This is a genomic window from Mycobacterium barrassiae (genome assembly GCF_025822765.1).
Taxonomy (GTDB): Bacteria; Actinomycetota; Actinomycetes; order Mycobacteriales; family Mycobacteriaceae; genus Mycobacterium; species Mycobacterium barrassiae.
This window is the reverse complement of record NZ_JACKUK010000016.1, coordinates 466,580-488,818: the sequence shown is the minus strand read 5'-3', so window position 1 is coordinate 488,818 and position 22,239 is coordinate 466,580. Positions and strand designations below refer to the sequence as shown.

21 protein-coding genes are annotated in these 22,239 nt (G+C 65.9%); 13 read left to right on the top strand and 8 right to left on the bottom strand.

Going from position 1 to position 22,239, the window contains the following annotated elements; all coding sequences use genetic code 11:
* Window positions 1-7: 7 nt before the first annotated feature.
* Window positions 8-3,310, bottom strand: a complete 3,303-nt coding sequence (locus tag H7J93_RS08215) for a helix-turn-helix transcriptional regulator (RefSeq protein ID WP_267305770.1) — start codon at window positions 3,308-3,310, stop codon at window positions 8-10.
* A 155-nt stretch (window positions 3,311-3,465) separates the two neighbouring features.
* Here H7J93_RS08215 and H7J93_RS08210 point away from each other — a divergent pair, with 155 nt between their 5' ends.
* Window positions 3,466-4,707: a cytochrome P450 gene (locus H7J93_RS08210; protein WP_267305769.1), complete on the top strand. Its 1,242-nt coding sequence runs from the start codon at window positions 3,466-3,468 to the stop codon at window positions 4,705-4,707.
* Here H7J93_RS08210 and H7J93_RS08205 read toward each other — a convergent pair.
* The 3 genes from H7J93_RS08205 to cofD are packed head-to-tail and all read right to left on the bottom strand — an operon-like array spanning window position 4,667 to window position 7,544.
* Window positions 4,667-5,209, bottom strand: a complete 543-nt coding sequence (locus tag H7J93_RS08205) for an NUDIX hydrolase (protein ID WP_267305768.1) — start codon at window positions 5,207-5,209, stop codon at window positions 4,667-4,669. The two genes, H7J93_RS08210 and H7J93_RS08205, sit on opposite strands and share 41 nt — an antisense overlap.
* A complete protein-coding gene (locus tag H7J93_RS08200; RefSeq protein ID WP_267305767.1) occupies window positions 5,206-6,546 on the bottom strand; it encodes a coenzyme F420-0:L-glutamate ligase in 1,341 nt (446 codons plus the stop codon). The genes H7J93_RS08205 and H7J93_RS08200 overlap by 4 nt, the downstream gene beginning before the upstream one ends.
* A complete protein-coding gene (gene cofD, locus H7J93_RS08195; RefSeq protein ID WP_267305766.1) occupies window positions 6,543-7,544 on the bottom strand; it encodes a 2-phospho-L-lactate transferase in 1,002 nt (333 codons plus the stop codon). The genes H7J93_RS08200 and cofD overlap by 4 nt, the downstream gene beginning before the upstream one ends.
* A 295-nt stretch (window positions 7,545-7,839) precedes the next feature.
* On the opposite strand from cofD, the gene H7J93_RS29405 reads away from it, so the two are divergent.
* Entirely contained in the window at window positions 7,840-8,247 is a 408-nt protein-coding gene (locus tag H7J93_RS29405) for a WhiB family transcriptional regulator (RefSeq protein ID WP_372507812.1), read from the top strand.
* A 9-nt stretch (window positions 8,248-8,256) separates the two neighbouring features.
* On the opposite strand, the gene H7J93_RS08185 is transcribed toward H7J93_RS29405, so the two are convergent.
* Complete coding sequence (locus tag H7J93_RS08185) at window positions 8,257-8,679, bottom strand: metallopeptidase family protein (protein WP_267305963.1); 423 nt, start codon at window positions 8,677-8,679, stop codon at window positions 8,257-8,259.
* Between the two features lie 128 nt (window positions 8,680-8,807).
* Between H7J93_RS08185 and H7J93_RS08180 the strand changes: the two genes are divergently transcribed.
* The 4 genes from H7J93_RS08180 to manA all read left to right on the top strand — a co-directional run bounded on the left by H7J93_RS08180 (window position 8,808) and on the right by manA (window position 13,031).
* The gene (locus H7J93_RS08180) at window positions 8,808-9,227 is read left to right on the top strand and encodes a DUF3499 domain-containing protein (RefSeq protein WP_267305765.1); all 420 of its coding nucleotides are present in this window, start codon (window positions 8,808-8,810) and stop codon (window positions 9,225-9,227) included.
* Window positions 9,228-9,314: 87 nt separating this feature from the next.
* Complete coding sequence (locus H7J93_RS08175) at window positions 9,315-10,703, top strand: phosphomannomutase/phosphoglucomutase (RefSeq protein WP_267305764.1); 1,389 nt, start codon at window positions 9,315-9,317, stop codon at window positions 10,701-10,703.
* Entirely contained in the window at window positions 10,700-11,800 is a 1,101-nt protein-coding gene (locus tag H7J93_RS08170; RefSeq protein WP_267305763.1) for a TobH protein, read from the top strand. Before H7J93_RS08175 ends, H7J93_RS08170 begins: the two co-directional genes overlap by 4 nt.
* A 4-nt stretch (window positions 11,801-11,804) precedes the next feature.
* Window positions 11,805-13,031, top strand: coding sequence for a mannose-6-phosphate isomerase, class I (gene manA, locus H7J93_RS08165; RefSeq protein WP_267305762.1), 1,227 nt, complete (start codon window positions 11,805-11,807; stop codon window positions 13,029-13,031).
* Here manA and H7J93_RS08160 read toward each other — a convergent pair.
* Both H7J93_RS08160 and H7J93_RS08155 read right to left on the bottom strand, forming a co-directional pair.
* Window positions 13,028-13,357 (bottom strand): hypothetical protein, encoded by a 330-nt coding sequence (locus H7J93_RS08160; protein WP_267305761.1) that lies wholly within the window; start codon window positions 13,355-13,357, stop codon window positions 13,028-13,030. The two genes, manA and H7J93_RS08160, sit on opposite strands and share 4 nt — an antisense overlap.
* A 33-nt stretch (window positions 13,358-13,390) precedes the next feature.
* Window positions 13,391-14,764, bottom strand: coding sequence for an FAD-dependent oxidoreductase (locus H7J93_RS08155; protein WP_267305760.1), 1,374 nt, complete (start codon window positions 14,762-14,764; stop codon window positions 13,391-13,393).
* A 53-nt stretch (window positions 14,765-14,817) separates the two neighbouring features.
* Here H7J93_RS08155 and H7J93_RS08150 point away from each other — a divergent pair, with 53 nt between their 5' ends.
* From H7J93_RS08150 to ahcY, 6 genes are all read left to right on the top strand, one after another.
* Window positions 14,818-16,284: an amino acid permease gene (locus tag H7J93_RS08150; protein ID WP_267305759.1), complete on the top strand. Its 1,467-nt coding sequence runs from the start codon at window positions 14,818-14,820 to the stop codon at window positions 16,282-16,284.
* A gap of 170 nt (window positions 16,285-16,454) precedes the next feature.
* On the top strand, window positions 16,455-17,657 hold the full coding sequence (locus H7J93_RS08145) for an alkane 1-monooxygenase (protein ID WP_267305962.1): 1,203 nt from the start codon (window positions 16,455-16,457) through the stop codon (window positions 17,655-17,657).
* Window positions 17,658-17,659: 2 nt separating this feature from the next.
* Window positions 17,660-17,815 carry a rubredoxin gene (locus H7J93_RS08140; RefSeq protein WP_276021612.1) on the top strand — a complete coding sequence of 52 codons (156 nt, stop codon included), beginning with the start codon at window positions 17,660-17,662 and terminating at the stop codon, window positions 17,813-17,815.
* An 82-nt stretch (window positions 17,816-17,897) separates the two neighbouring features.
* Window positions 17,898-18,077, top strand: a complete 180-nt coding sequence (locus H7J93_RS08135; RefSeq protein WP_267305757.1) for a rubredoxin — start codon at window positions 17,898-17,900, stop codon at window positions 18,075-18,077.
* A gap of 56 nt (window positions 18,078-18,133) precedes the next feature.
* Window positions 18,134-18,766: a TetR family transcriptional regulator AlkX gene (gene alkX / locus H7J93_RS08130; protein WP_267305756.1), complete on the top strand. Its 633-nt coding sequence runs from the start codon at window positions 18,134-18,136 to the stop codon at window positions 18,764-18,766.
* 128 nt (window positions 18,767-18,894) lie between these two features.
* Window positions 18,895-20,352, top strand: coding sequence for an adenosylhomocysteinase (gene ahcY / locus H7J93_RS08125; RefSeq protein ID WP_267305755.1), 1,458 nt, complete (start codon window positions 18,895-18,897; stop codon window positions 20,350-20,352).
* A gap of 63 nt (window positions 20,353-20,415) precedes the next feature.
* Here the strand turns inward: ahcY and H7J93_RS08120 are convergent, their stop codons facing one another.
* Entirely contained in the window at window positions 20,416-20,778 is a 363-nt protein-coding gene (locus tag H7J93_RS08120) for a heme-binding protein (protein WP_267305754.1), read from the bottom strand.
* A gap of 150 nt (window positions 20,779-20,928) precedes the next feature.
* Here H7J93_RS08120 and H7J93_RS08115 point away from each other — a divergent pair, with 150 nt between their 5' ends.
* The gene (locus H7J93_RS08115) at window positions 20,929-22,233 is read left to right on the top strand and encodes a lipase family protein (RefSeq protein ID WP_267305753.1); all 1,305 of its coding nucleotides are present in this window, start codon (window positions 20,929-20,931) and stop codon (window positions 22,231-22,233) included.
* The last annotated feature ends 6 nt before the right edge of the window (window positions 22,234-22,239 follow it).

Genomic DNA, 22,239 nt, shown 5'->3' with positions numbered 1-22,239 from the left:
CGGCGCGCTAATCAACCGTCGCGGTGCGTGTGCGCGCCGCATTCGCCAGTTGGACGCGGGTGCTGACGCCCAGCTTCGTGTAGATGTGGCTGAGGTGCGCTTGAACGGTGCGCGGAGAGACGAAAAGCTGCGCGGCGACTTCCTTATTGCCCAGCCCTTCGCACACCAGCCGCGCTACATCGAGCTCGGCGGGGGTCAGCGACTCCCAGCCGCTGCTCGGACGCTTGCGCTCACCGCGACCGCGCTGCGCGTAACCGATGGCCTCATCTGTTGACAGTTGTGTGCCCTCGGTCCAGGTGGCGTCGAAGTCATTCGGCTGCATAGCATTACGCAATTGCTCGAGGACGCTGTCATAGGCGGCTTGGAATATCTGGAACCGCACCTCGCCGGTTCGCTGCCTTATTCCGTCCGCCGCACCGAACAGCCGAGCGGCTTCGGCATGCGCGTTTGCTTGGCAAGCCAGGGTGGCCAGGCAGTCCAACGTATCGCTGACCCCGAGCAGCGCACCGACCTCTACGGCGATGATGAGGGCCGAGTGCGCATCACTCTCGGCCTGTGCGACATCGCCTTGGGCGATCGCGACCCGAGCACGCGTGGTCAGTGCGATGGCTCGGTGGGATCCGCTCGTCATCTTCACGGCCTCGTCGGCCAAGTGCCTTGCAGCGGTCGTCTCCCCATGCGCGAGGGCGACGGCCGCTCGCCGCCATGCGCTGATCCTCGCCTGCGACGACAGCGTTGTGTCCAGCTTTCGCCACGCGTTCTGGTCGAATCGATGTGCCGCTTCGATGTCGCCTGCGGCAATTGCAATCAATCCATCCGCCAAATCGGTGAAAGCCTGGTAATTGCCGCCGAGCTCTTCGACGGCTGGGCGCACAGCGTCGACACTGTCTCGGGCACCGTCGATATCGCCGAGATGAACCTGCGCTTCCGCTGCGTGAAAGAGTCCCGCCCAGGCCCAGATGGCGTCCGCATCCCGGCTCGCGTCGGCCGCCAGGTCGAGGAGTTCTGCCGCAGCTGTACGCAACTCGCCTTGCGCCATTCGTGCCCATCCGGCGGCCCACCGGCATCCGCGCGCGATATAGCGGTGGCCGAGCTGCTCGCCGATAAGCCGGCCTTCTTCGGCGGCGCTCAGTGCGGCGATCGGCTTACCGGCGACGTGGGCGTATTGCCCATGCCACGTCAGGGCGGTAGCCAACATCGTCTGATCACCATTCGAGCGGGCGATTTCGATCGCCTCGCCGATGTAGGGCTGCGCGAAGTCGAGATCTATGCCTGCGGTGCTGGCGCACGCAAGGACTGCATGGGCGATGAGCGCGGGATCACCGATGTCCCGTGCGATCGTCAGCGCTTCCATGGCGTCGTCGGCCGGGTTGGTCTCTTGCAGTTGCGAATGCAGCATCACGCGATGGGCGAGGGCCCATGCGCGGCTGGCCGGCTGAACGGACTCATCGTCGGCGGCCAATGCGGCGTCGAACCATGCGAACGCTTCCCGGAGGCGGCCGCGCGAAACCCATAGCGGCCACAGCGCCGACGCGAGTTGGAGCGCTCGTTCGTTCTCACGGTTGTCACGGCTCCACGAGAAAGCCGCCCGTAGATTGTCGATGTCGGCCTCCGCCAACGACATCCGCCACCTGGATTCGTCCTTCGGAGGAGCGTTGAGCTGTACTGCTTTCGCCGAGTAATAGTCGCGGTGACGAAAGCGCACGGCCGAGGCTTCACCGGACTCACCGAGCTTCTCCTGCGCGTATTGCCGGACGGTCTCGAGCAGTCGGTATCGGGTGCGTCCGCGGGCATCCTCGGCAATAACCAACGACTTGTCCACCAGCAGGGTCAGCTGGTCGAGAATTTGAAACGGTGCGATCTCGCCGCCGGACGCGACGACGCGTGCGGCATCGAGGTCGAACCCACCCATGAATGCGGCCAGCCTGCGGAACAGAATCCGTTCGGTATCGGTGAGCAGGGCGTGGGACCAGTCGACCGACGCTCGCAGAGTCTGTTGCCGACGTACGGAGGTGCGCGCGCCCCCCGTCAGCAGCATGAAGTGGTCGTGCAGACTATCCAGAATCTCATTGAGCGACAACGCTCGCACCCGTGCCGCAGCGAGCTCAATGGCCAGTGGCATGCCGTCGAGCCGCCGGCAAATCTCCATCACGGTGTTGGTGTTCTCTTCTGTGACAACGAAGTCAGGCCGGGCGAGTCGAGCGCGGTCTGCGAACAACTCCAATGCCTCGTCGGCCAGCGGCAGCGACGGGACCCGCCAGGTCGCCTCGCCAGGGACACCGATCGGTTCCCGGCTTGTCGCCAACAGCGTCAGGTGGCCGCAGCGTCCCAACAATGCGGCCACGAGATCTGCCACCGCGTCGAGTAGGTGCTCGCAATTGTCCAACACGATGAGCATGTCTCGATCTGAGACGAACCGAAGGAGCGTGTCCATGGTGGGCCGACCCAGCTGATCCGACAGCCCGAGGGCGCGAATCACCGTGATCGCCACCACATCTGGATCGGTGATCGACGCGAGATCGACGTAGCGCGACCCGTCGGTGAATTGTGGTTCCGTATCTGAGGCCAAATGGACGGCCAGTCGGGTCTTGCCTACCCCGCCTGCTCCGGTGAGCGTCACCAGCCGACTATCGGCCAACAGTCTGCTCACCTGCGTGATTGCATCTTCTCTGCCAACGAAGCTGGTCAGTTGCACCGGGAGATGCGGCGCGGCAACGGTATTCGAAACCCGAAGCGGAGGAAACTCGTTGCACAGGTCTGGGTGGCAGAGCTGCATCACCTGCTCGGGCCTCGGAAGGTCCTTCAACGGGTGCGAGCCGAGGTCGGAAAGCGACGCGCCGACGGGCAGCTGGTCGACAACGAGATGGCCGGTGGCGGCTGACAACACCGTCTGCCCACCGTGCGCGAGATCTCGCAGCCGCGCCGTCCGGTTGATCGTCGGACCGATGTAGTTGGCCTCCCCGCTGTTCTGGCTGCGCAATTGGACCTCGCCGGTGTGCAAGCCGATCCGCAGCCGGATCGGCGCCAGGGGCGCTTGTTGCAACTGCAGCGCGCACGCCACCGCGTCACTTGCGCGCGCAAACGCGATGACGAAACTGTCACCCTCGCCCTGTTCGAGGGGCCGGACTCCGCTGTGCGTGGCCGTCGCGTCGGCCACCGCAGCATCGAGGCGCGTGACCGCGTCGGCCATCTCGTCGGGAGCGGTCTCCCACAGCTGCGTGGAGCCCTGGACGTCGGCGAGCAGCAGCGTCACCGTGCCGCTGGGAAGAAGCTCGCTCACGCTCACGTCGCTCCAATTCGTCTCGCTCATGCTAATCAGCCTGGGGCGAGCGGAAGCGAACATCATCAGCCAAATGGCCTATGCAGCGCCGCCTACGGTCTGCTTTTCGGAATAGGCCTTCCGGCCGATGACCAGGGGCCGAAACGACGAGAGAGTCGAAACCTCCCGACCGCAGGAGGACCACGGTGACCGACACCAAGCACCCGACCGTCTTCGACGCCGCACTCCCCAGAATCGCCTATCACGGCTTGCAGTGCCCCGACGAGGCCCACGCCGCCATCGCCGAGGCTCAACGGCACGGGCCGATCGCGCTCGGGCCCTTCGGGCCCGAGTTGATCAGCTATGACCTGGTCCGCCTCGCATTGCGCGATACGCGCTTCGGAATGCCTGCGGCCTGCGGCCTTTCGATGTTCGGCACCACGTCCGGTCCCCTTTGGGACAAGATGTCCGCGCTGATCGTCGGCATCGACGGCGCCGACCACAAAAGGCTGCGCCGACTCGTCTCACGCGCCTTCACGCCGAAGGCCGCCGACCGGCTGCGCGCAGCGTGCCGGGACCACATCACCGGACTCGTGCAACCGCACTTCACCGCTGGACGGGTGGACGTGGTTGCCGACATCGCAAGGCCGTATCCGGTTCCGATCATCTGCACGCTTCTCGGCGTGCCACCGTGTGATTGGCCGGTATTCGCGGACTGGCTGCGAGATATCGCCAGAGCGTTCGCCCCGACCGCGGCCGACGATGCCGCGAAGATCCTGAACGCATGGGAGCAGCTGGATGGATATCTCGTCGATCTGATCGAGCGCAAGCACCAAGCCGAGACCGAGGACCTGCTCTCCGAGCTGATCCGCGCCGAGAGTGACGGCGACCGGCTCACCGGCCGTGAAATCCTCGACCTCGTCGCTGTGCTTCTCGTCGCCGGCACCGACACCACGCGAAACCAGTTGGCCGCGGCGATCGAGGTGTTCTGTGATCACTCGGAGCAGTGGGCCCTCCTTCGGGATCATCCGGAACTCGCCCCGGACGCTGTCGAAGAGGTCATGCGGTACTCGCCGGCATCCTTCACGTGCGTGCGCATCGCCGTCGAGGACGTCGATGTCGACGGCGTGGTGATTCCCGCCGGGGCATGCGTCGTCGTCAACACGGCCGCCGCCAACCGAGATCCGCAACGATATGAGCATCCAGAACGTTTCGACATCACGCGCACGGGGCGAGCAGCGGTCATGACGTTCGGCGGCGGTGCTCATCATTGCCTCGGCGCGCACCTCGCCAAGGTCGAGCTAGCCGAAGCTCTGGTTCACATGTCAACGCTCATGCCTCGGATCCGCCGAGCGGGTCCAGCACCGTGGCGCCCCATCGTCGGCATCGCAGGGCCGAAATCTCTCCCTATCCAGTTCGATTCCGCGCCGCTGCGGCCAGTTGGGTGAGGCCGAAGTCGCAATCCTGCGGCAGGGCGTCCAGCGGCCACCACCTAAGCTCCAGTGACTCGTCGCTGCGCACGATTTCGGCACCCGCGGGCGCGCGGACGATAAATTGCATGTCGAGGTGACGCGTCGGAACGCCAAGCGAGCACGTGACGGGGTGCACGTGCAGCGCGGCCAACACCGGATCGATCTCCAGGCCGTCGATGCCCGACTCCTCGGTGGCCTCCCGCAGCGCGGCCGCGACGATGTCGGCGTCGGATTCCTCGCAGTGCCCGCCGAGTTGGAGCCAGCGGCCGAACCGGGGATGCAGCGTGAGCAGCGCGTCCGTTCCGCTGTGGTCGATCACCAAGGCCGAACCGGTCACGTGCCCCGGCACGCACGCCCGCAGGCATCCGTCGGGACGCGCGGCAAGGAACGCCAGCACGGCATGGCGCAGGGTGTCCTGGGCGGGGTCGGGTGCCTGCCACTCGGTCAGCATCGCGACCGCCGACGCGTGCAGGCTCATCGCCGTAGCAGCAGGTCGTCGACCGGCACCGGATCCCGCGGTCGCGGCTCCTCGGGTGGGAAGCCGATCGCAATGGCTCCCAACGGTTCCCAGTCGGCAGGCAGGTCGAGCTCGTCCCGCACCAGATCGGCGGCGAAGATAGTGGACCCGATCCAGCAGCTACCCACGCCGCGAACTGCCAGCGCTACCAGGAGGGCCTGGACGGCGGCCCCGACGGCGACGGTGAACATCGTGTGCTCCGCGGCGGTGCGTTCGGCGTCGGGGTAACTGTGCGCACCATCGGGCACCATGAAGGGGATGACGAGTTCGGGCGCGTTGTAGAGGATGTCGCCACGACTGACCCGGTGCTCGATCGCCTCCGATGTTCGCCCGTCGCCGGCCAGATCGGTGCGCCACTTCTCCTTCATTCGGTCCAGCAGGGCCAATCGCCGGCCCGAATCCTGCATCCACACGAACCGGACCGGCCGCGTGTGGTGCGGTGCGGGCGCGGTCAGCGCTTCGGCGATCGCGCTTTCGATCAGGTCTGGGTTAACGGGTGCATCGGCAAAGGAGCGCACCGACCTTCGCAACAGCTGAGCCTGGCTGCGGCCCAGCGCGATGGCCTCGGCGGTGCCGAGCCAGAACAGATCATCCTCACCGGCGCGCACCAGTCGATGGGCGTTGGACCCGTCGTCGGGCAGAGACAGCCCGCGCACCACCGCGACCGGGATGTCGGTCAGTTTGCCCTTGACCAGATCGGCTGCCGCGGCGATTTCGTCGGCGACGGCGATCTCGGTGACGATCAACTCGTTGCCATGCCGATCCTGCGATCCTTCGTAGCCGTGCAGCACCTTCAGCCCTGCCGCGCCGATGGCGACGTCGGTCTGTCCGTTGCGCCACGCGCGGCCCATGGTGTCGGTGACCACCACACCCACGGTGACTCCGAGGCATTCACGCAGCCCGTCCCGCAGGGCTGCGGCGCTGGCATCGGGGTCGGTGGGCAGCAGCGCGAGCTCTGCGGTGTCGACGTTCGAACCGTCCACTCCAGCGGCTGCCTGCACCAGGCCAAGCGCGTTCTCGGTGATCAGCGTTTTGCCCTTGCGCGCAAGCACGCGCACGGCTTCCGCATCGATCAGCTTGCGTCGCAGAACGTCTCGCTCGTCGGGGTCGACGGGCGCATCGACGATTCGGCCCTCGCACTTGGAAATCACCTTGCTGGTGACCACCAGGATGTCGCCATCCCGTAGCCAGGGTGCCGCCGTGGCAATCGCACCGGGGAGATCGTCACCGGGGCGGAACTCGGGAAGGCCAGGGACTGGCAGCATTTCGACGGCTGCAGCAGATCCGTGCTCTGTCATGGTGGTGGATCCAGCTTCAGGCCGGCCAAATCGAAACCGGCGCGCACCATTTCGGCGGTGGCCGCCGGATCCGTCATCAGCAGTGGTACCGCGCGTACTTCGACGCCCTCGATCTCGGCGTGATCTCCCTCGTGTACCAACCAGACGTCGAGGATGCCAGTACCGCTGCGGGCTCCGTAGTGCGCTCCGACCGCTTCGGAGGTACTCGCAACCCCGATGACCGACAGGCATTCGTCGGCCATGCCGCGCAACGGTTTCCCGGCGACGATGGGGGAGTAGCCGATGACCCGCGCCGTCGTCGTACGCAGTGCGCCGCGGATTCCCGCGATATTCAAGATCGATCCGATGCTCACCACAGGATTGGACGGGGCAATCAATACAACATCGGCCGTTTCGATGGCCTCGACGACACCGGGACCGGCCGTCGCCGAATCCGCGCCGACGAACGCGAAACTATGCGTGGGCACCTGAGCGCGGTAGCGCACCCACCACTCCTGGAAATGGATCGCCCGCTTCTCGCCGTCCTCGGGATCGGTGATGACAACGTGGGTTTCGCTGCGATCGTCGCTGGCGGGCAGCAGCCGTGCACCGGGTGACCATCTGCTGCACAAGGCTTCGGTCACTTGTGACAGCGGATATCCGGCGCGCAACATCTGGCTGCGGACCAGATGCGTGGCAAGATCGCGGTCGCCCAGGCCGAACCAATCGGGCTGCACGCCGTAGGCCGCGAGTTCCTCCTTGGCATGCCAGGTTTCGTTTCGGTGACCCCAGCCGCGTTCCGGATCGATACCGCCGCCAAGGGTGTACATACACGTATCAAGATCCGGGCAGATGCGCACACCGAACATCCACGCGTCGTCACCGACGTTGACGACGGCGCTCAATTCGTGCGGCGACGGGTTCTCCGAATCCCCGAATTGGCCCAGTCCCAAAAGGTGCTGCACGCCGAGCAGAAAGCGCGCGCCGCCGACGCCGCCGACCAGAACGGTGACCTTCACATTGATCGACATTAGGCCGTCCGGCGCGGGCGAGAGCATGTGGCCGTTCGTGTGACAGACACGCCGAGATCTCGACGCGCCGAATTCGGGTCACGGAATGGTATGAATTTCTGTTCCAGCGCTTGACCACGGCAGCTAACGCGTGTGTAATCACACCAGTGTCATTTCGCGGTTGGCCGGCCGGTTTCGGTGTCGCAGACCGAGATTCGATCATATGTTCGAATTGAGATGGCCGCACAGAACAATAGTGGGGCTCTGTTTTACCGATCTACGACACCAGGTGAGGAGGCGGAAAATGTCTTTTGAGTACAGCGATTTCGATCATGTGGTCCGGTTCGACGACCGACTGCTCGGCTCAGTGGACAGTGCGCCGCACACCGATACGGGACCGGCACCGTTCGAGACGCCGCGGCGTCCCCAGCTGAGTCTGGTGCCTACCCCGGTTGAGGTGGCGCCGACAATTCCGGCAATGCTGACGCCCGAAGACGACCTCTGGCAGGAGAAGGCGCTCTGTGCGCAAACCGACCCGGAGGCGTTCTTCCCGGAGAAGGGCGGCTCCACCCGCGAAGCCAAGCGCATCTGCCAGGGCTGTGAGGTGCGCGACGCGTGCCTTGACTACGCGCTGGCCCATGACGAGCGCTTCGGTATCTGGGGCGGCCTCTCCGAGCGCGAGCGCCGTCGCCTCAAGCGCGGCGTGATCTAGCCGTTACGTTCACTCGTCTTCGATCGTGGGGTCGATGACGGACGGCTCGACTCCCAAATAGGTGGCCACCTGTGCCACCAGGATTTCGCGAAGTAACTCCGAGAGTTCGACGGTGTCCTTTGCCCGTCGCTCGATCGGCTTGCGGAACAAGACAATTCGTGCGCGGGTCGCGTTGCCGCGTACATCGACACCCGCCGGGATCAGCCGGGCCAGCGCAATGGGCCCCTCGGCGATGACCTCGGGCGGCCACTGCACGCTCTCCGGATCCTTCGGTGAGATACGCGGGATTTCGTCGACGGCGATGTCCAGAGTGGACACCCGGTCCTGCCAACGGCGTTCGATGGGCTCATAGGCTTCCAGCACGGCCATGTCGAACAGCTCGGCGCGGCTGCGCCAGCCGGGGACCGTCGGTGGAAGGAGCGGCCCGCGCATTTCGCGGCCGCGGCGAGATCGCAGGCGTCTGCGCTCGGGCACGACAAGATCGTAACGGTTGAAGATCGACACTCCGACGGCGCGCGTGTCCGGCGGTGTGCGCCGTTTGCGCACGATAGCCTCTCGCTGTGAACGTTCCCCGTCGCTGCTGCCGGCCCGGGTGTCCCCACTATGCGGTCGCGACGCTGACCTTTGTGTACTCCGACTCAACGGCAGTCGTCGGTCCGCTGGCCACGGTGTCCGAGCCGCACTCGTGGGATCTCTGCGTGCTGCACGCCAGCCGCATCACCGCGCCCCGCGGCTGGGAGCTGGTGCGCCATGCCGGTCCGCTGCCGACGCACCCCGACGAGGACGATCTGGTGGCCCTGGCGGACGCGGTGCGCGAAGGCCGCGATTCGCCGCCGTCCATGAACGGAGTCGCAGCCGGCTTTTCCGATCCCGTCACCGGCATGTCGGGTGGGGCCCTGATGGCGCCGCCCGCCCGCCGGTCGGAAACCAATGGGCGGCGACGGGGCCATCTGCGGGTGTTGCCAGATCCGCCTGATTAGCGGGGCGCCGAGGCGAGGACTAGACGAAGTGTGGCGGCCGATCGGCGGCTAGGCTGGCGGCCAGCAGTCCATGTCTCAAGGAGTTTTATGTCCCGGCCCGCTGCGGCTGTCCACCGAGTCATCAAGGCGTATGACGTGCGGGGTCTGGTGGGCGATGAGATCGACGAGCAGTTCGTCGGCGAGGTCGGCGGTGCATTCGCGCGGCTCATGCGCGGTGAGAACGCCACCTCGGTGGTCATCGGTCACGACATGCGGGACAGCTCGCCCGCACTCTCGGAGGCCTTCGCCGAGGGTGTCGTCGCGCAGGGCCTCGATGTGGTGCGCATCGGCCTGGCGTCCACCGATCAGCTGTACTTCGCCTCGGGCCTGCTGAACTGCCCCGGCGCGATGTTCACCGCGAGCCACAACCCGGCCGCCTACAACGGCATCAAGTTGTGCCGGGCCGAAGCCAAGCCGGTCGGCAAGGACACCGGGTTGACCACGATCAGCGAGGACGTCATCGCGGGGGTGCCTGCCTACGACGGGCCCCGCGGCTCGATCTCCGACCGCGACGTGCTGGCCGACTACGGTGAGTTCCTGCGCTCGCTGGTCAGTCTCGCCGAACTGCGGCCGCTGAAGGTCGCCGTCGACGCCGGCAACGGGATGGGCGGCCACACCACTCCTGCTGTGCTGGGACCGATCCCGTCGATCACGCTCGCTCCGCTGTTCTTCGAACTCGACGGCACGTTCCCCAACCATGAAGCCAATCCGCTGGACCCCACGAACCTCGTCGACCTCCAGGCGTTCGTGCTGACGACCGGCGCCGACATCGGGCTGGCGTTCGACGGCGATGCCGACCGGTGCTTCGTCGTCGACGAGAAAGGCCAACCGGTGTCGCCGTCGGCGGTGACCGCGCTGGTCGCCTCGCGGGAACTGGGTCGTGAGATCGGCGCGACGGTGATCCACAACCTGATCACGTCCCGGGCGGTCCCCGAACTCGTCACCGAGCGGGGCGGCACGCCGGTGCGCTCGCGCGTCGGACACTCCTACATCAAGGCGCTGATGGCCGACACCGGCGCGATCTTCGGTGGAGAGCACTCGGCGCACTACTACTTCCGCGATTTCTGGGGTGCCGATTCAGGCATGCTCGCCGCCCTGCACGTCTTGGCGGCTCTGGGCGAGCAGCATCGACCGCTTTCTGACCTGATGGCCGACTATCGGCGCTATGAGGCCTCCGGCGAGATCAACTTCACCGTCACCGACGCCGCGGCGCGCGTCGACGAAGTGTTGTTGGCGTTCAACGCGCGCATCCACTCGCTCGACCATTTGGACGGCGTCACGGTGGATCTGGGCGACGGGTCGTGGTTCAACCTGCGTTCGTCCAACACCGAGCCGTTGCTGCGGCTCAACGTCGAAGCGCGGACCATCGAGGAGGTCGACGACATTGTCGGGCAGATCTCGCGGATCGTCAGCGCAGAATCTGAGGCGGCCACGTGAACGCCACCCACTCCGTCGTCGACCTCGACGACGTGGAAGGACTGCTCACGGCCGACCGTGACGGTTCGCTTCGCGCGGTGGCGATGGCCGGTGCGCAGGTGCGCGCGACGGCCGCGGCGCTCGAGGAGGGCGAGCTGGATCAGCTGCAGAGCGACCAGCCACCCCGCACGGTGATCTGGGTCGCGGGCCGCGGAAACGCTGAAACGGCAGGCTCTTTGCTCGCCGCTGCGCTGGGTGGTTCGGTGGCCGCGCCGATCGTCGTCGCCCCCGAGGTGCCTCCGTGGATCGGCGCGCTCGACGTGCTGATCGTCGCCGGCGACGACCCCGGCGATCCCGCCCTGGTGTCCGCCGCGGCCACCGGTGTGCGCCGCGGCGCTCGCGTCGTCGTGATCGCGCCGTACGAGGGACCGCTGCGTGACGCAACGGCGGGACGGTCCGTCGCGATGGCACCGCGGGTGTGGGTACCCGACGAGTTCCGCTTCTCCCGCTATCTCGCCGCCGGCCTTGCGGCCCTGCAAGCGGTCGACCCGGGGCTGCAGGTGGATCTGGCGACGCTCGCCGACGAACTGGACTCAGAAGCGTTGCGCAACAGCGCCGGACGCGAACTCTTCACCAATCCCGCGAAGGCGTTGGCCGAGCGAATGGACGGTTGCGATGTCGTCATCGCGGGCGACAACGCGGCCACTCTGGTGTTGGCGCGGCACGTCGCAGCCATCATGCTGCGGGTCGCTCACCGCGTCGTGTCCGCGGTGGGACTGGCAGATGCGTTGGTGGCGTTGCGCAACGGGATGGGCGATGCGCCCGAGCGGGAGCGGTCGATATTCCACGACGAGCAGATCGACGGTCCGCTGCCACCGCGGGTGCGGACCTTCGTGCTCGCCACCGACGCCGAACGACCGGTGGTCGTCGCCAGAATCGCCGGGCTGGACGACGTCGACGTGATCAACGCCGAAGACGTGCCGGAGACGCCGGACACCGCTGCGGGTGACCTCGCACCCGTGGCTGTGGTGCGGCCCGGACGTCTGGAAGAGCAACTGGCCATGCTGGCGCTTCGCCTGGAGATGGCGGCCGTCTACCTGAAGCTGGTGCGGGGTTGAGCAAGTGAACCTGCTACGTGGCGCGGTGCGGACCTATGCCTGGGGATCACGCACTGCGATCGCCGATTTCACCGGACGACCAAGTCCCACCGCACATCCAGAGGCTGAGCTGTGGTTCGGCGCTCATCCGGGGGACCCCGCGTGGCTGGAGACCGAAGACGGTGAGCGGTCGTTGCTCGAGACGCTGCGCGATGATCCCGAGGGGCAGCTTGGCTCGGCGGTGCGGGACCGGTTCGGCGACACGCTGCCCTTCCTGCTCAAGGTGCTGGCCGCCGACGAACCCCTTTCACTTCAGGCGCATCCCAGCGCGCGGCAGGCGGCCGAAGGCTTCGCCCGCGAGAACAAGATGGGCATCCCCGTGTCCGCGCCGAACCGCAACTACCGCGACCCCAGCCACAAGCCCGAAATCCTCATCGCGGTCGGGACATTCGAGGCGCTGGCCGGATTCCGCCCCGCGGAGCGCACCATCGAATTGATGCGGGCGCTGGCGGTGACTGATCTCGACCCGTACGTGAGCCTGCTCGTCGGCCAGCCCGACGCGGACGGCCTGCGGGCCCTGTTCACCACGTGGATCACCGCCCCACAGCCCGACCTCGACGTCCTGGTGCCTGCGGTGATCGACGGTGCGATCCACTATGTGCGTTCGCGCAAAAAGGAATTCGCCGCCGAGGCCAAAACCGTCCTCGAACTCGGCGAGCGCTATCCCGGCGATGCGGGTGTGTTGGCGAGCTTGCTGTTGAACCGCATCACCCTGCAGCCGGGCGAGGCGATTTACATGCCTGCGGGAAACCTCCATGCCTATCTGCATGGCATGGGTGTCGAGGTGATGGCCAACTCCGACAACGTGCTACGTGGTGGGCTGACCCCCAAGCACGTCGATGTGCCCGAGCTGTTGCGCGTACTCGACTTCACCCCGGCGAGTGAGGACCTGCTCCGTCCCACAGTCACCGAGGACGGCATCGAATTGCTGTACAACACCCCGGCTGCGGAGTTCGCGGTCTCGGAGCTGAGTATCGACGGCGAGCACCTGGGTCACGAGATCGACGCCCCGAGCCGCCATGACGGACCCCAGATCCTGTTGTGCACCAAGGGGTCGACGGTGGTGTACGCCAAGAGCGGCAACATCACCCTGAACCAGGGAGCTGCGGCGTGGGTCGCGGCCGACGAGGGGCCGATCCGCCTGGCCGCCGACAATTCGACGAGGCTCTTCCGGGCGACGGTCGGTATCTAGAACGCCAGCCGCGCGACCCGATTTTGCATGAACCTGATCAGCACCTCTTCGGCCGCGCCATATTGCGCCGCGTCGATCCAGAGGGTGTAGGGCACCGGCCCTCGCGCACGGGCGCGCCGACCGCCGGGTATCGCAGCGTAGCCACCGATGTCTGCTGCGGCGAGTAGATCGAGAACCGTTGTGACATCGGCGAATTCGATGTCAGTGAGCAACTCCCAGGTATCAGCCCAGACGCCGTTGTCTCTGCCGCCGGGCGGTAACCAGTACGGGATATCGCACGATGCGACGTCACGGATATCCCTCAGTGTCCGGGTCAGCGAAGTCATGGTGGTCTCCACCGACCAAGTTACGCGGAGGCCTTATCGACCGGCAACCAGGTTCTGGTGCCTGGCCGACGAGCCGGAGTGCTCCGCCAGCCACAGCCTCATGTTGTGCCGGATGGTCCGACCAACCAGACGTGCCGACGGAATCATGTAGAGGCTGTCGAGGAGGCTGAACCGGCGCAGAAACCACTCGGCCAGTACGGGATCCGTCTCGGCGGCACCGAGGAACTGATCGAACAGGCCGCCGACCGGCTTGTACCATCGCGGCATCTCACCGGTGGCGTTGTGCAGGGTCAAGTCGCCGATCGCGGTCATCATCCACACCGGATACGTCGTCTTGGCCGTGGCCTTCGCCAGGTGGGTCGCGACGTCCGGTTCCCCGGACTCGATGACCTCGCGCAAGTTCGCCGCCTGGATGGCCGTCATCGTCATGCCCTGCCCGAAGGTGGGATTGAAGCTCGCGACGGCGTCGCCGAAGGGGAAGATGCCGCCGGGGAAACGCTCGACCTTGTCGTAGCGACGCCAGCGGCTGGTCGGGTACTTGTGAAACGCCATCTCGCCAAGGGGCGTGCCCTGCCGCAGGGCCGACGACACGTGCGCGGGCAGGACATCGTCGGCGAGGTCGCAGATCTGCGCGAAGTGCAGCGGCGGCTCGGCTTTTGCCACCCCGAACGTCGTCACGTTCCAGATGCCGTCCTCGTACAGCAGCATGCCGACCCCGCGCGGCTGATCCCGAGAAGCGCCGGCCACCACGACCTTCTCGGTCAGCAAGCCATCGGGAACCTGAACCCGTTGGCTGGCGTACGCGATCCCGACGTCGACCGTCTCCTCGTGGGGGCGCGGGTATCCCCACTTCTCCAGCCAGCTGGGCAGCCGGGTGCCCCGACCCGCCGCGTCCACGACAAGATCGGCCGATACCGTCTCGCCGGAGTCGAGCAGGACACCCGTGACTCGTCGGCACATCTCGTCGTAGGCCGGCTCGGTCACCGTCGCGTGGACGATGGCGACATTCTCGATCGCCAGCACGCGGCGCCGGATCTGCCACTCCAGCATCGGCCTGCTGGGCACGTACGCGGTGAACTCGTCCTGCAACCGGTGCGCCGTCCCCAGCACATGGCCCGCGGCCCCGAAATGGATGCAATCGGGCCGGTTCTCCAGGATCGGCACGCCGGCGGCCACCATGTCGTCGAGCAGGCCGGGGAAGTGGCGCTCGAACTCCTGGGCGCCGCGCGCCATCAGCATGTGCACATGGCGGCCTTGTGGGACGGCGGCGCGGTTCGCCGGGCCGTCGGGCAACTCGTCGCGCTCGTAGACGGTGACGCGCTCGCTGACGTCGGAGAGCACTCGGGCGGCGCACAATCCCGCCAGGCTGCCCCCAATGACGATCGAGTGTTTATAACTCCGCCCCATCGGGTGCACAGTACTCGGTACATTCCAGCCACAGCCCTTGGAAGGACATGCCGATGGCGCGCAGGACGAAGTCGGTTGAGCAGTCGATCGCCGACACCGACGAACCCGATACTCGCCTGCGTAAGGACCTGAACTGGTGGGACCTCACCGTCTTCGGGGTCTCGATCGTCATCGGTGCCGGCATCTTCACGATCACTGCGTCGACGGCCGGCAACATCACCGGCCCGGCGATCTCGATCTCCTTCGTCATCGCGGCGGTCGCCTGCGGGCTGGCGGCACTGTGCTACGCCGAATTCGCGTCGACGGTGCCGGTGGCCGGAAGTGCCTACACCTTCTCCTACGCGACCTTCGGTGAGTTCATCGCCTGGGTCATCGGGTGGGACCTCATCCTCGAGTTCGCCGTGGCGGCAGCCGTGGTTGCCAAGGGCTGGTCGAGCTACCTCGGCACAGTGTTCGAATTCGGTGGCGGGACAATGGATCTGGCGGGGTTCGAAGTGGATTGGGGCGCCCTGCTGATCATCGCGTTCGTCACCGCCATCCTGGCGTGGGGTACCAAACTCTCCGCAGGGGTGAGCCTGGTGATCACCGTGATCAAGGTGGCTGTGGTGCTGCTCGTGGTAGCCGTCGGCGCGTTCTACATCAAGATGCAGAACTTCACTCCGTTTATCCCGCCGGCCGCCGAAGGTGGCGAAAGCAGTTCCGGGATGGACCAGTCGTTGTTCTCGTTGGTCACCGGCGCCGGCGGCAGTACCTACGGCTGGTATGGCGTACTCGCGGGCGCGTCGATCGTGTTCTTCGCCTTCATCGGCTTCGACGTCGTGGCCACCACCGCCGAAGAAACCAAGAACCCGCAGCAGGATGTGGCCCGCGGGATCCTGGCCTCGCTGGCGATCGTCACCGTCCTTTACGTCGCGGTGGCCGTGGTGCTCTCGGGCATGGTGAGCTATACGGAACTGCGCGATGCGGGCGAAAAGGCAAACCTCGCAACCGCGTTCGCCGCCAACGGGATCCACTGGGCGGCGAAGGTGATCTCGATCGGTGCGCTGGCCGGGCTGACGACAGTCGTGATCGTGCTGGTGCTCGGCCAGACGCGGGTGTTGTTCGCCATGTGCCGCGACGGCTTGATGCCGCGGTCGTTGGCCAAGACCGGTCGCCATGGCACACCGGTACGCATCACGCTCATCGTCGGTGTGCTGGTCGCGGTGGCGGCGACGGTGTTCCCGATCGGCAAGCTCGAGGAGATGGTGAACATCGGCACGCTCTTCGCATTCGTGCTGGTGTCGGCGGGGGTGATCGTGTTGCGCCGAACCCGCCCCGACCTCGATCGCGGATTCCGCGCGCCGGGAGTGCCGTGGCTGCCGGTGGCCGCGATCGCGGCGTGCCTGTGGCTGATGCTCAACCTCACGGCGCTGACCTGGGTCCGGTTCCTCATCTGGATGGGGATCGGCGTGGTGGTCTATTTCCTCTACGGCCGCAGGCACTCGCTGCTCGGCCGCCGCGAGGCCGCTCAGGTCCCGTAACCCTGCGATTTCGGCGTGCTGGGTCTCGCTCAGCGTGACTGCGCACGCCCAAATCGCAATTAGGAACTTTACAAAGCGACATCGAATGTCTAGACAGACGACAAAAGTATCGCTAGAGTCAACTCGAATCGTGATGGCACTCACCTCGGGAGGCTCTAGTGACCACGCAAATGTCCGAAGTCGACGTCGCCCAGTGGCGGGACAAAAAGCGCTACCTATGGCTGATGGGGCTCATCGCCCCTACGGCGCTCTTCGTGATGCTGCCGCTGGTGTGGGCGTTCAACCAGTGGGGCTGGCACGGCGTGGCGCAGGTGCCGTTCTGGATCGGCCCGATCCTGCTCTACATCGTGCTGCCGGCACTCGACCTCCGGTTCGGGCCCGACGGGCAGAACCCGCCCGACGAGGTGATGGAGCGGCTGGAGAACGACAAGTACTACCGCTACTGCACCTACCTCTACATCCCGTTCCAGTACGCCAGCGTGATCCTGGGGGCCTACCTGTTCACCGCGTCGAATCTGAGCTGGCTCGGCTTTGACGGCGGTCTGAGCTGGCCCGCGAAGATCGGCCTCGCCCTGTCGGTGGGCATGCTCGGCGGCGTCGGCATCAACACCGCACACGAGATGGGCCACAAGAAGGACGAATTGGAACGCTGGCTGGCCAAGATCACCTTGGCGCAAACGCTTTACGGCCACTTCTACATCGAGCACAACCGCGGCCACCACGTGCGCGTCGCGACGCCGGAGGATCCTGCGTCGGCGCGCTTCGGTGAGACGTTCTGGGAGTTCCTGCCGCGCAGCGTGTGGGGGAGCCTGAAGTCGGCCTGGGAGTTGGAGGCCGCGCGGCTGCGCCGGCAGGGGAAGAGCCCCTGGCACTGGTCCAACGACGTGCTCAACGCCTGGGCGATGTCGGTGGTGTTCTACGGCATCCTGATCGCGGTCTTCGGACTGGCGCTGATTCCCTACATCCTCATCTCCGCGGTGTTCGGGTTCACCCTTCTCGAGACCGTCAACTATCTCGAGCACTACGGCCTGCTGCGCCAGAAGACCGAAAGCGGCCGCTACGAGCGGTGCGCTCCGGTGCACAGCTGGAACTCCGACCACATCGTGACCAACCTGTTCCTCTACCACCTGCAGCGGCACAGCGATCATCACGCCAACCCGACGCGTCGTTACCAGACGCTGCGCAGCATGGAAGGCGCTCCGAATCTGCCGAGTGGCTACGCGTCGATGATCTCGCTGACCTACTTCCCGCCACTGTGGCGAAAGGTGATGGACCACAGGGTGCTCGAGCACTACGACGGAGACATCACCAAGGTGAATGTGCATCCGCGGGTGCGCGACAAGGTTCTCGCCAAGTACGGGGCGGCCGCGTGAGCATGTTCAAGTGCCCGGGCTGCGGTTACATCTACGACGAGGCGAAAGGTGCCCCGCGAGAAGGATTCCCGGCGGGCACCGCATGGGACGACATCCCCGACGACTGGTGCTGCCCGGACTGCGCGGTACGCGAGAAGGTCGACTTCACAACCGTTTAACCCCATTGACTCTGCGTCCAGGGCGGCACACAGCCCGAAGCCGCGCCCTCGGCGCAGAGTCAACCCCGAGAAAGGAAATGACATGGACTACAAACTCTTCGTCTGCGTGCAGTGCGGATTCGAGTACGACGAAGCCAAGGGTTGGCCGGAGGACGGCATCGCCCCTGGCACTCGCTGGGACGACATCCCCGACGACTGGAGCTGCCCGGACTGCGGTGCCGCCAAGGCGGACTTCGACATGGTGGAAGTGGCACGTTCGTGACCGTGGCCTGGCGAAGTGAAGCGCCGGGAACGACTAGACGGACTAACGTTACGAGGGTGAGCAGCCCGCGACAGCGCCGGACCGCCCAACGGATCCCCTACGCCGAAGCGTCGAGGGTGTTACTGCGCGATTCGATTCTCGACGGCATGCGCGACGAGCTGCTCACCCGTGACTGGTCGGCGATCACGCTTTCGCATGTGGCCAAGGCCGCCGGCATCAGCCGCCAGACCATCTACAACGAGTTCGGGTCGCGGCACGGTCTGGCCCAGGCCTACGCGCTGCGCCTGGCGGACCGCCTCGTCGACCAGATCGACGGCGCCATCGAGGGCAACGAGGGCGACGTGCACGCCGCCTTCATGCAGGGGTTTCGCGACTTCTTCACCGAGTCCGCCGCCGACCCCCTGGTGCAATCGTTGCTGACCGGTGACGTCAAACCCGACCTGCTGCAGCTCATCACCACCGACAGCGGGCCGATCATCACGCATTGCTCGCAGCGGCTGACATCGACCTTCGTCGATAGCTGGGTGAAGTGCACCGAGGACGACGCCGCGGTGCTGGCGCGGGCGATCGTGCGGCTCGCGATGAGCTATGTCTCGATGCCGCCCGAGGCAGACCATGACGTCGCGCGTGACCTGGCCCGTTTGATGACGCCGTTCGCCGAGCGCTACGGTGTTATCGATACCTCTTAGCTGTCAGAGCGCCACCGCTGTCAAAAACGTGGAGCGCCTGTCCCGCGAGCCCGCAGGCTAGGGTGTCGTCGCTGCGCACATCTGTGCGCTCAGAGACAAAGACGAATGAAGAAGGGCTCTAGAAATCCATGACTGAGTTGAAGGCCGACGTGCGCAACGGCATCGATTACAAGGTGGCCGACCTGTCGCTGGCCGACTTCGGCCGCAAGGAGATCCGGCTCGCCGAGCACGAGATGCCCGGCCTGATGTCGCTTCGCCGCGAATACCACGACGTCCAGCCGCTCAAGGGCGCGCGGATCTCGGGTTCACTGCACATGACCGTGCAGACCGCCGTGCTGATCGAGACGCTGGTCGCGCTGGGCGCTGAGGTGCGCTGGGCGTCCTGCAACATCTTCTCCACCCAGGACCACGCCGCCGCGGCCGTCGTCGTCGGCCCGAACGGCACCCCCGAGGAGCCCAAGGGCACCCCGGTGTTCGCGTGGAAGGGCGAGACGCTCGAGGAGTACTGGTGGGCGGCCGAGCAGATGCTCACCTGGGAAGGCGAGCCCGCCAACATGATTCTCGACGACGGCGGCGACGCCACCATGATGGTGCTGCGCGGCGCGCAGTACGAGAAGGCCGGTGTCGTACCGCCCGCCGAGGACGACGACTCCGCCGAATGGAAGGTGTTCCTCGGGGTGCTGCGTAAGCGCTTCGAAACCGACAAGAGCAAGTGGACGAAGATCGCCGAGTCGGTCAAGGGCGTCACCGAGGAGACCACGACCGGTGTGCTGCGGCTCTACCAGTTCGAGGCCTCCGGCGAGCTGCCGTTCCCGGCGATCAACGTCAACGACTCGGTGACCAAGTCCAAGTTCGACAACAAGTACGGCACCCGGCACTCGTTGATCGACGGCATCAACCGCGGTACCGACGTCCTCATCGGCGGCAAGAAGGTGCTGATCTGCGGCTACGGCGACGTCGGCAAGGGCTGCGCGGAGTCGCTGGCCGGCCAGGGCGCCCGCGTGACGGTCACCGAGATCGACCCGATCAACGCCCTGCAGGCACTGATGGACGGCTTCGACGTGCGCACCGTCGAGGAGGCGATCGGCGACGCCGACATCGTGATCACGGCGACCGGCAACAAGGACATCATCACGCTGGATCACATGCGGCAGATGAAGGACCAGGCCATCCTCGGCAACATCGGCCACTTCGACGACGAGATCCAGATGGCAGCACTCGAGCGTTCGGGTGCCAAGCGGCTCAACATCAAGCCGCAGGTCGATCAGTGGATCTTCGACAGCGGCAAGTCGATCGTCGTGCTGTCGGAAGGCCGGCTGCTGAACCTGGGCAATGCGACGGGGCACCCGTCGTTCGTGATGAGCAACAGCTTCTCCAACCAGGTGATCGCTCAGATCGAGCTGTGGACCAAGAACGACGAGTACGACAACGCGGTCTACCGGTTGGCCAAGCACCTCGACGAGAAGGTCGCGCGTATCCACGTCGAGGCACTCGGCGGCACGCTGACCAAGCTCACCAAGGAGCAGGCGGAGTACATCGGCGTCGACGTCGAAGGCCCGTACAAGCCGGAGCATTACCGGTACTGACGCTCTAGAACAGAGGCCCCTGACGCGACGTGTCAGGGGCCTCTGTGTTTCTGGTGGTGGGGCTCAGGGCGAAACCAGTGCGCCGCAATGGTTCTTGATATCCATCAACGGTTGACGGATACCGGTCATCTCGACGTTCTCCTGCGGGTGCGCCTTCAAGTAGTCCGTGACGTGCTCGGCGACCTGTGCGCGCGACTGGCCCTGCAGCGAGCCCATGAGCCCGTTGAGGTCCGGATGGGTGAACAGGTAGGCCGCGGTCGACGCATCGACGCCGGCCCGAACGCCTTCGAGATCGGCAGCGGTGCAGCCCGGTGGATTCTGCGGATCCGCATTCGCGAGGGGGACGGCGCTGAACAGCGCGACGCACCATGCGGCGCCGGCAAATGCGGATATCACCAGCCGGCGAGTGGCGGCAGCGTTGAGCATGTGGACTCCTCGGGTCATCAGGCGAGCACGTTCGGTTCTCAGTCTGGGTTTCACCTGCCGCCGGCGCGTCCGATCCCAAGCGCATGCACAGGAAACCCGCAGTGCTTGCACATCTGCCGAGGGTCATAACGGTTCTGTTACGGTCCATGTGTGCGCCGGGGGGTGGTTGTCGCTGTTCTCGTTGCGCTGGCAGCGGTTTTCGCGCCACAAGCCAACGCCGATCCCAGCAACGACGACTGGAATCCCATATTCAACGAGGACGAGTACACCGCGTTCTACACCCCGCCTGACCCGCTGCCGCCGGGCACGCCGGGCGATCTCATTCGCACCGAGCCGTCGCGACTGGTACTCGAACCGTCGGGCCAGCTGGGCGCCATCATGGCGACCGGGACGCGAATTATGTACCGCAGCACCGACGCTCGCGGAAACCCGATGGCGGTCACCGGCACGTACTTCGAGCCCTACAACAACTGGCCGGGCCAGGGACCCCGTCCGCTGATCGTGTACGGGCCAGGGACTCAGGGGCAGGGCGACCAGTGCGCGCCGTCGCGGCAGTTCAATCAGGGCATCCACTGGTCGCCGTGGCTGGACCTGGCGTTCAACTACGAGGAGTTGTTCGTCGCCACGATGGTGGCGCGGGGTTTCGCGATCGTGATGACCGACTACCAGGGCCTCGGCACACCCGGATTGCACACCTACGTCAATCGGGTCGCCCAGGGCAACGCGATGCTCGACGCCGGCAGGGCGGCGCTGCGGCTTCCCGACACATCGCTGGATCCGCATGGCCCGCTTGCCTTTTGGGGTTATTCGCAGGGCGGCGGCGCGGCGGCGTCGGCGGCTGAGTTGGCGCCGTCGTACGCACCGGAGCTCAACGTCGTCGGAACGTACGCGGGCGCGCCGCCTGCGGATCTGAAGGAACTGTTTCCGTACGCGGACGGCAGTGTCCTGGTCGGCGCCGTCGGCTATGCACTCAACTCGGTGATCACCACCTACCCGGAGTTCGAGCAGGTGATCCGCTCGAAGATGACGCCGCGCGGGGCGGATCTCCTGAACAAGGTGCAGGACCAGTGCGTGGCCGAGACCCTGACGAAGTTCATGTTCCGCCACCTACAGCCGTACTTCACCGAGGACATCCACGAACTGGTCAATCAGGAACCGTTCAGCAGCCTGTTCGACATGCAGAAGCTGGGCATGTACAAGCCCAACGCGCCGGTGATGATCCTCAGCAACCGGTTCGACCCGTTGGTGCCGTACGGGCCGGCCGCTCAGCTGGGCCGCGACTGGTGCGCTCAGGGCGCCGATGTGCAGATGTGGACCAACGAGCAGCCGCCCTTTCTGAACAAGGCCATCGTCAACCACGGGCTGCCGATGCTGGTGGACGGGGAGCGGGCGATGCAGTGGATTGCCGACCGGTTCAACGGATTGCCGACGACACCGAACTGCGGCCAGTTCTGATCGACG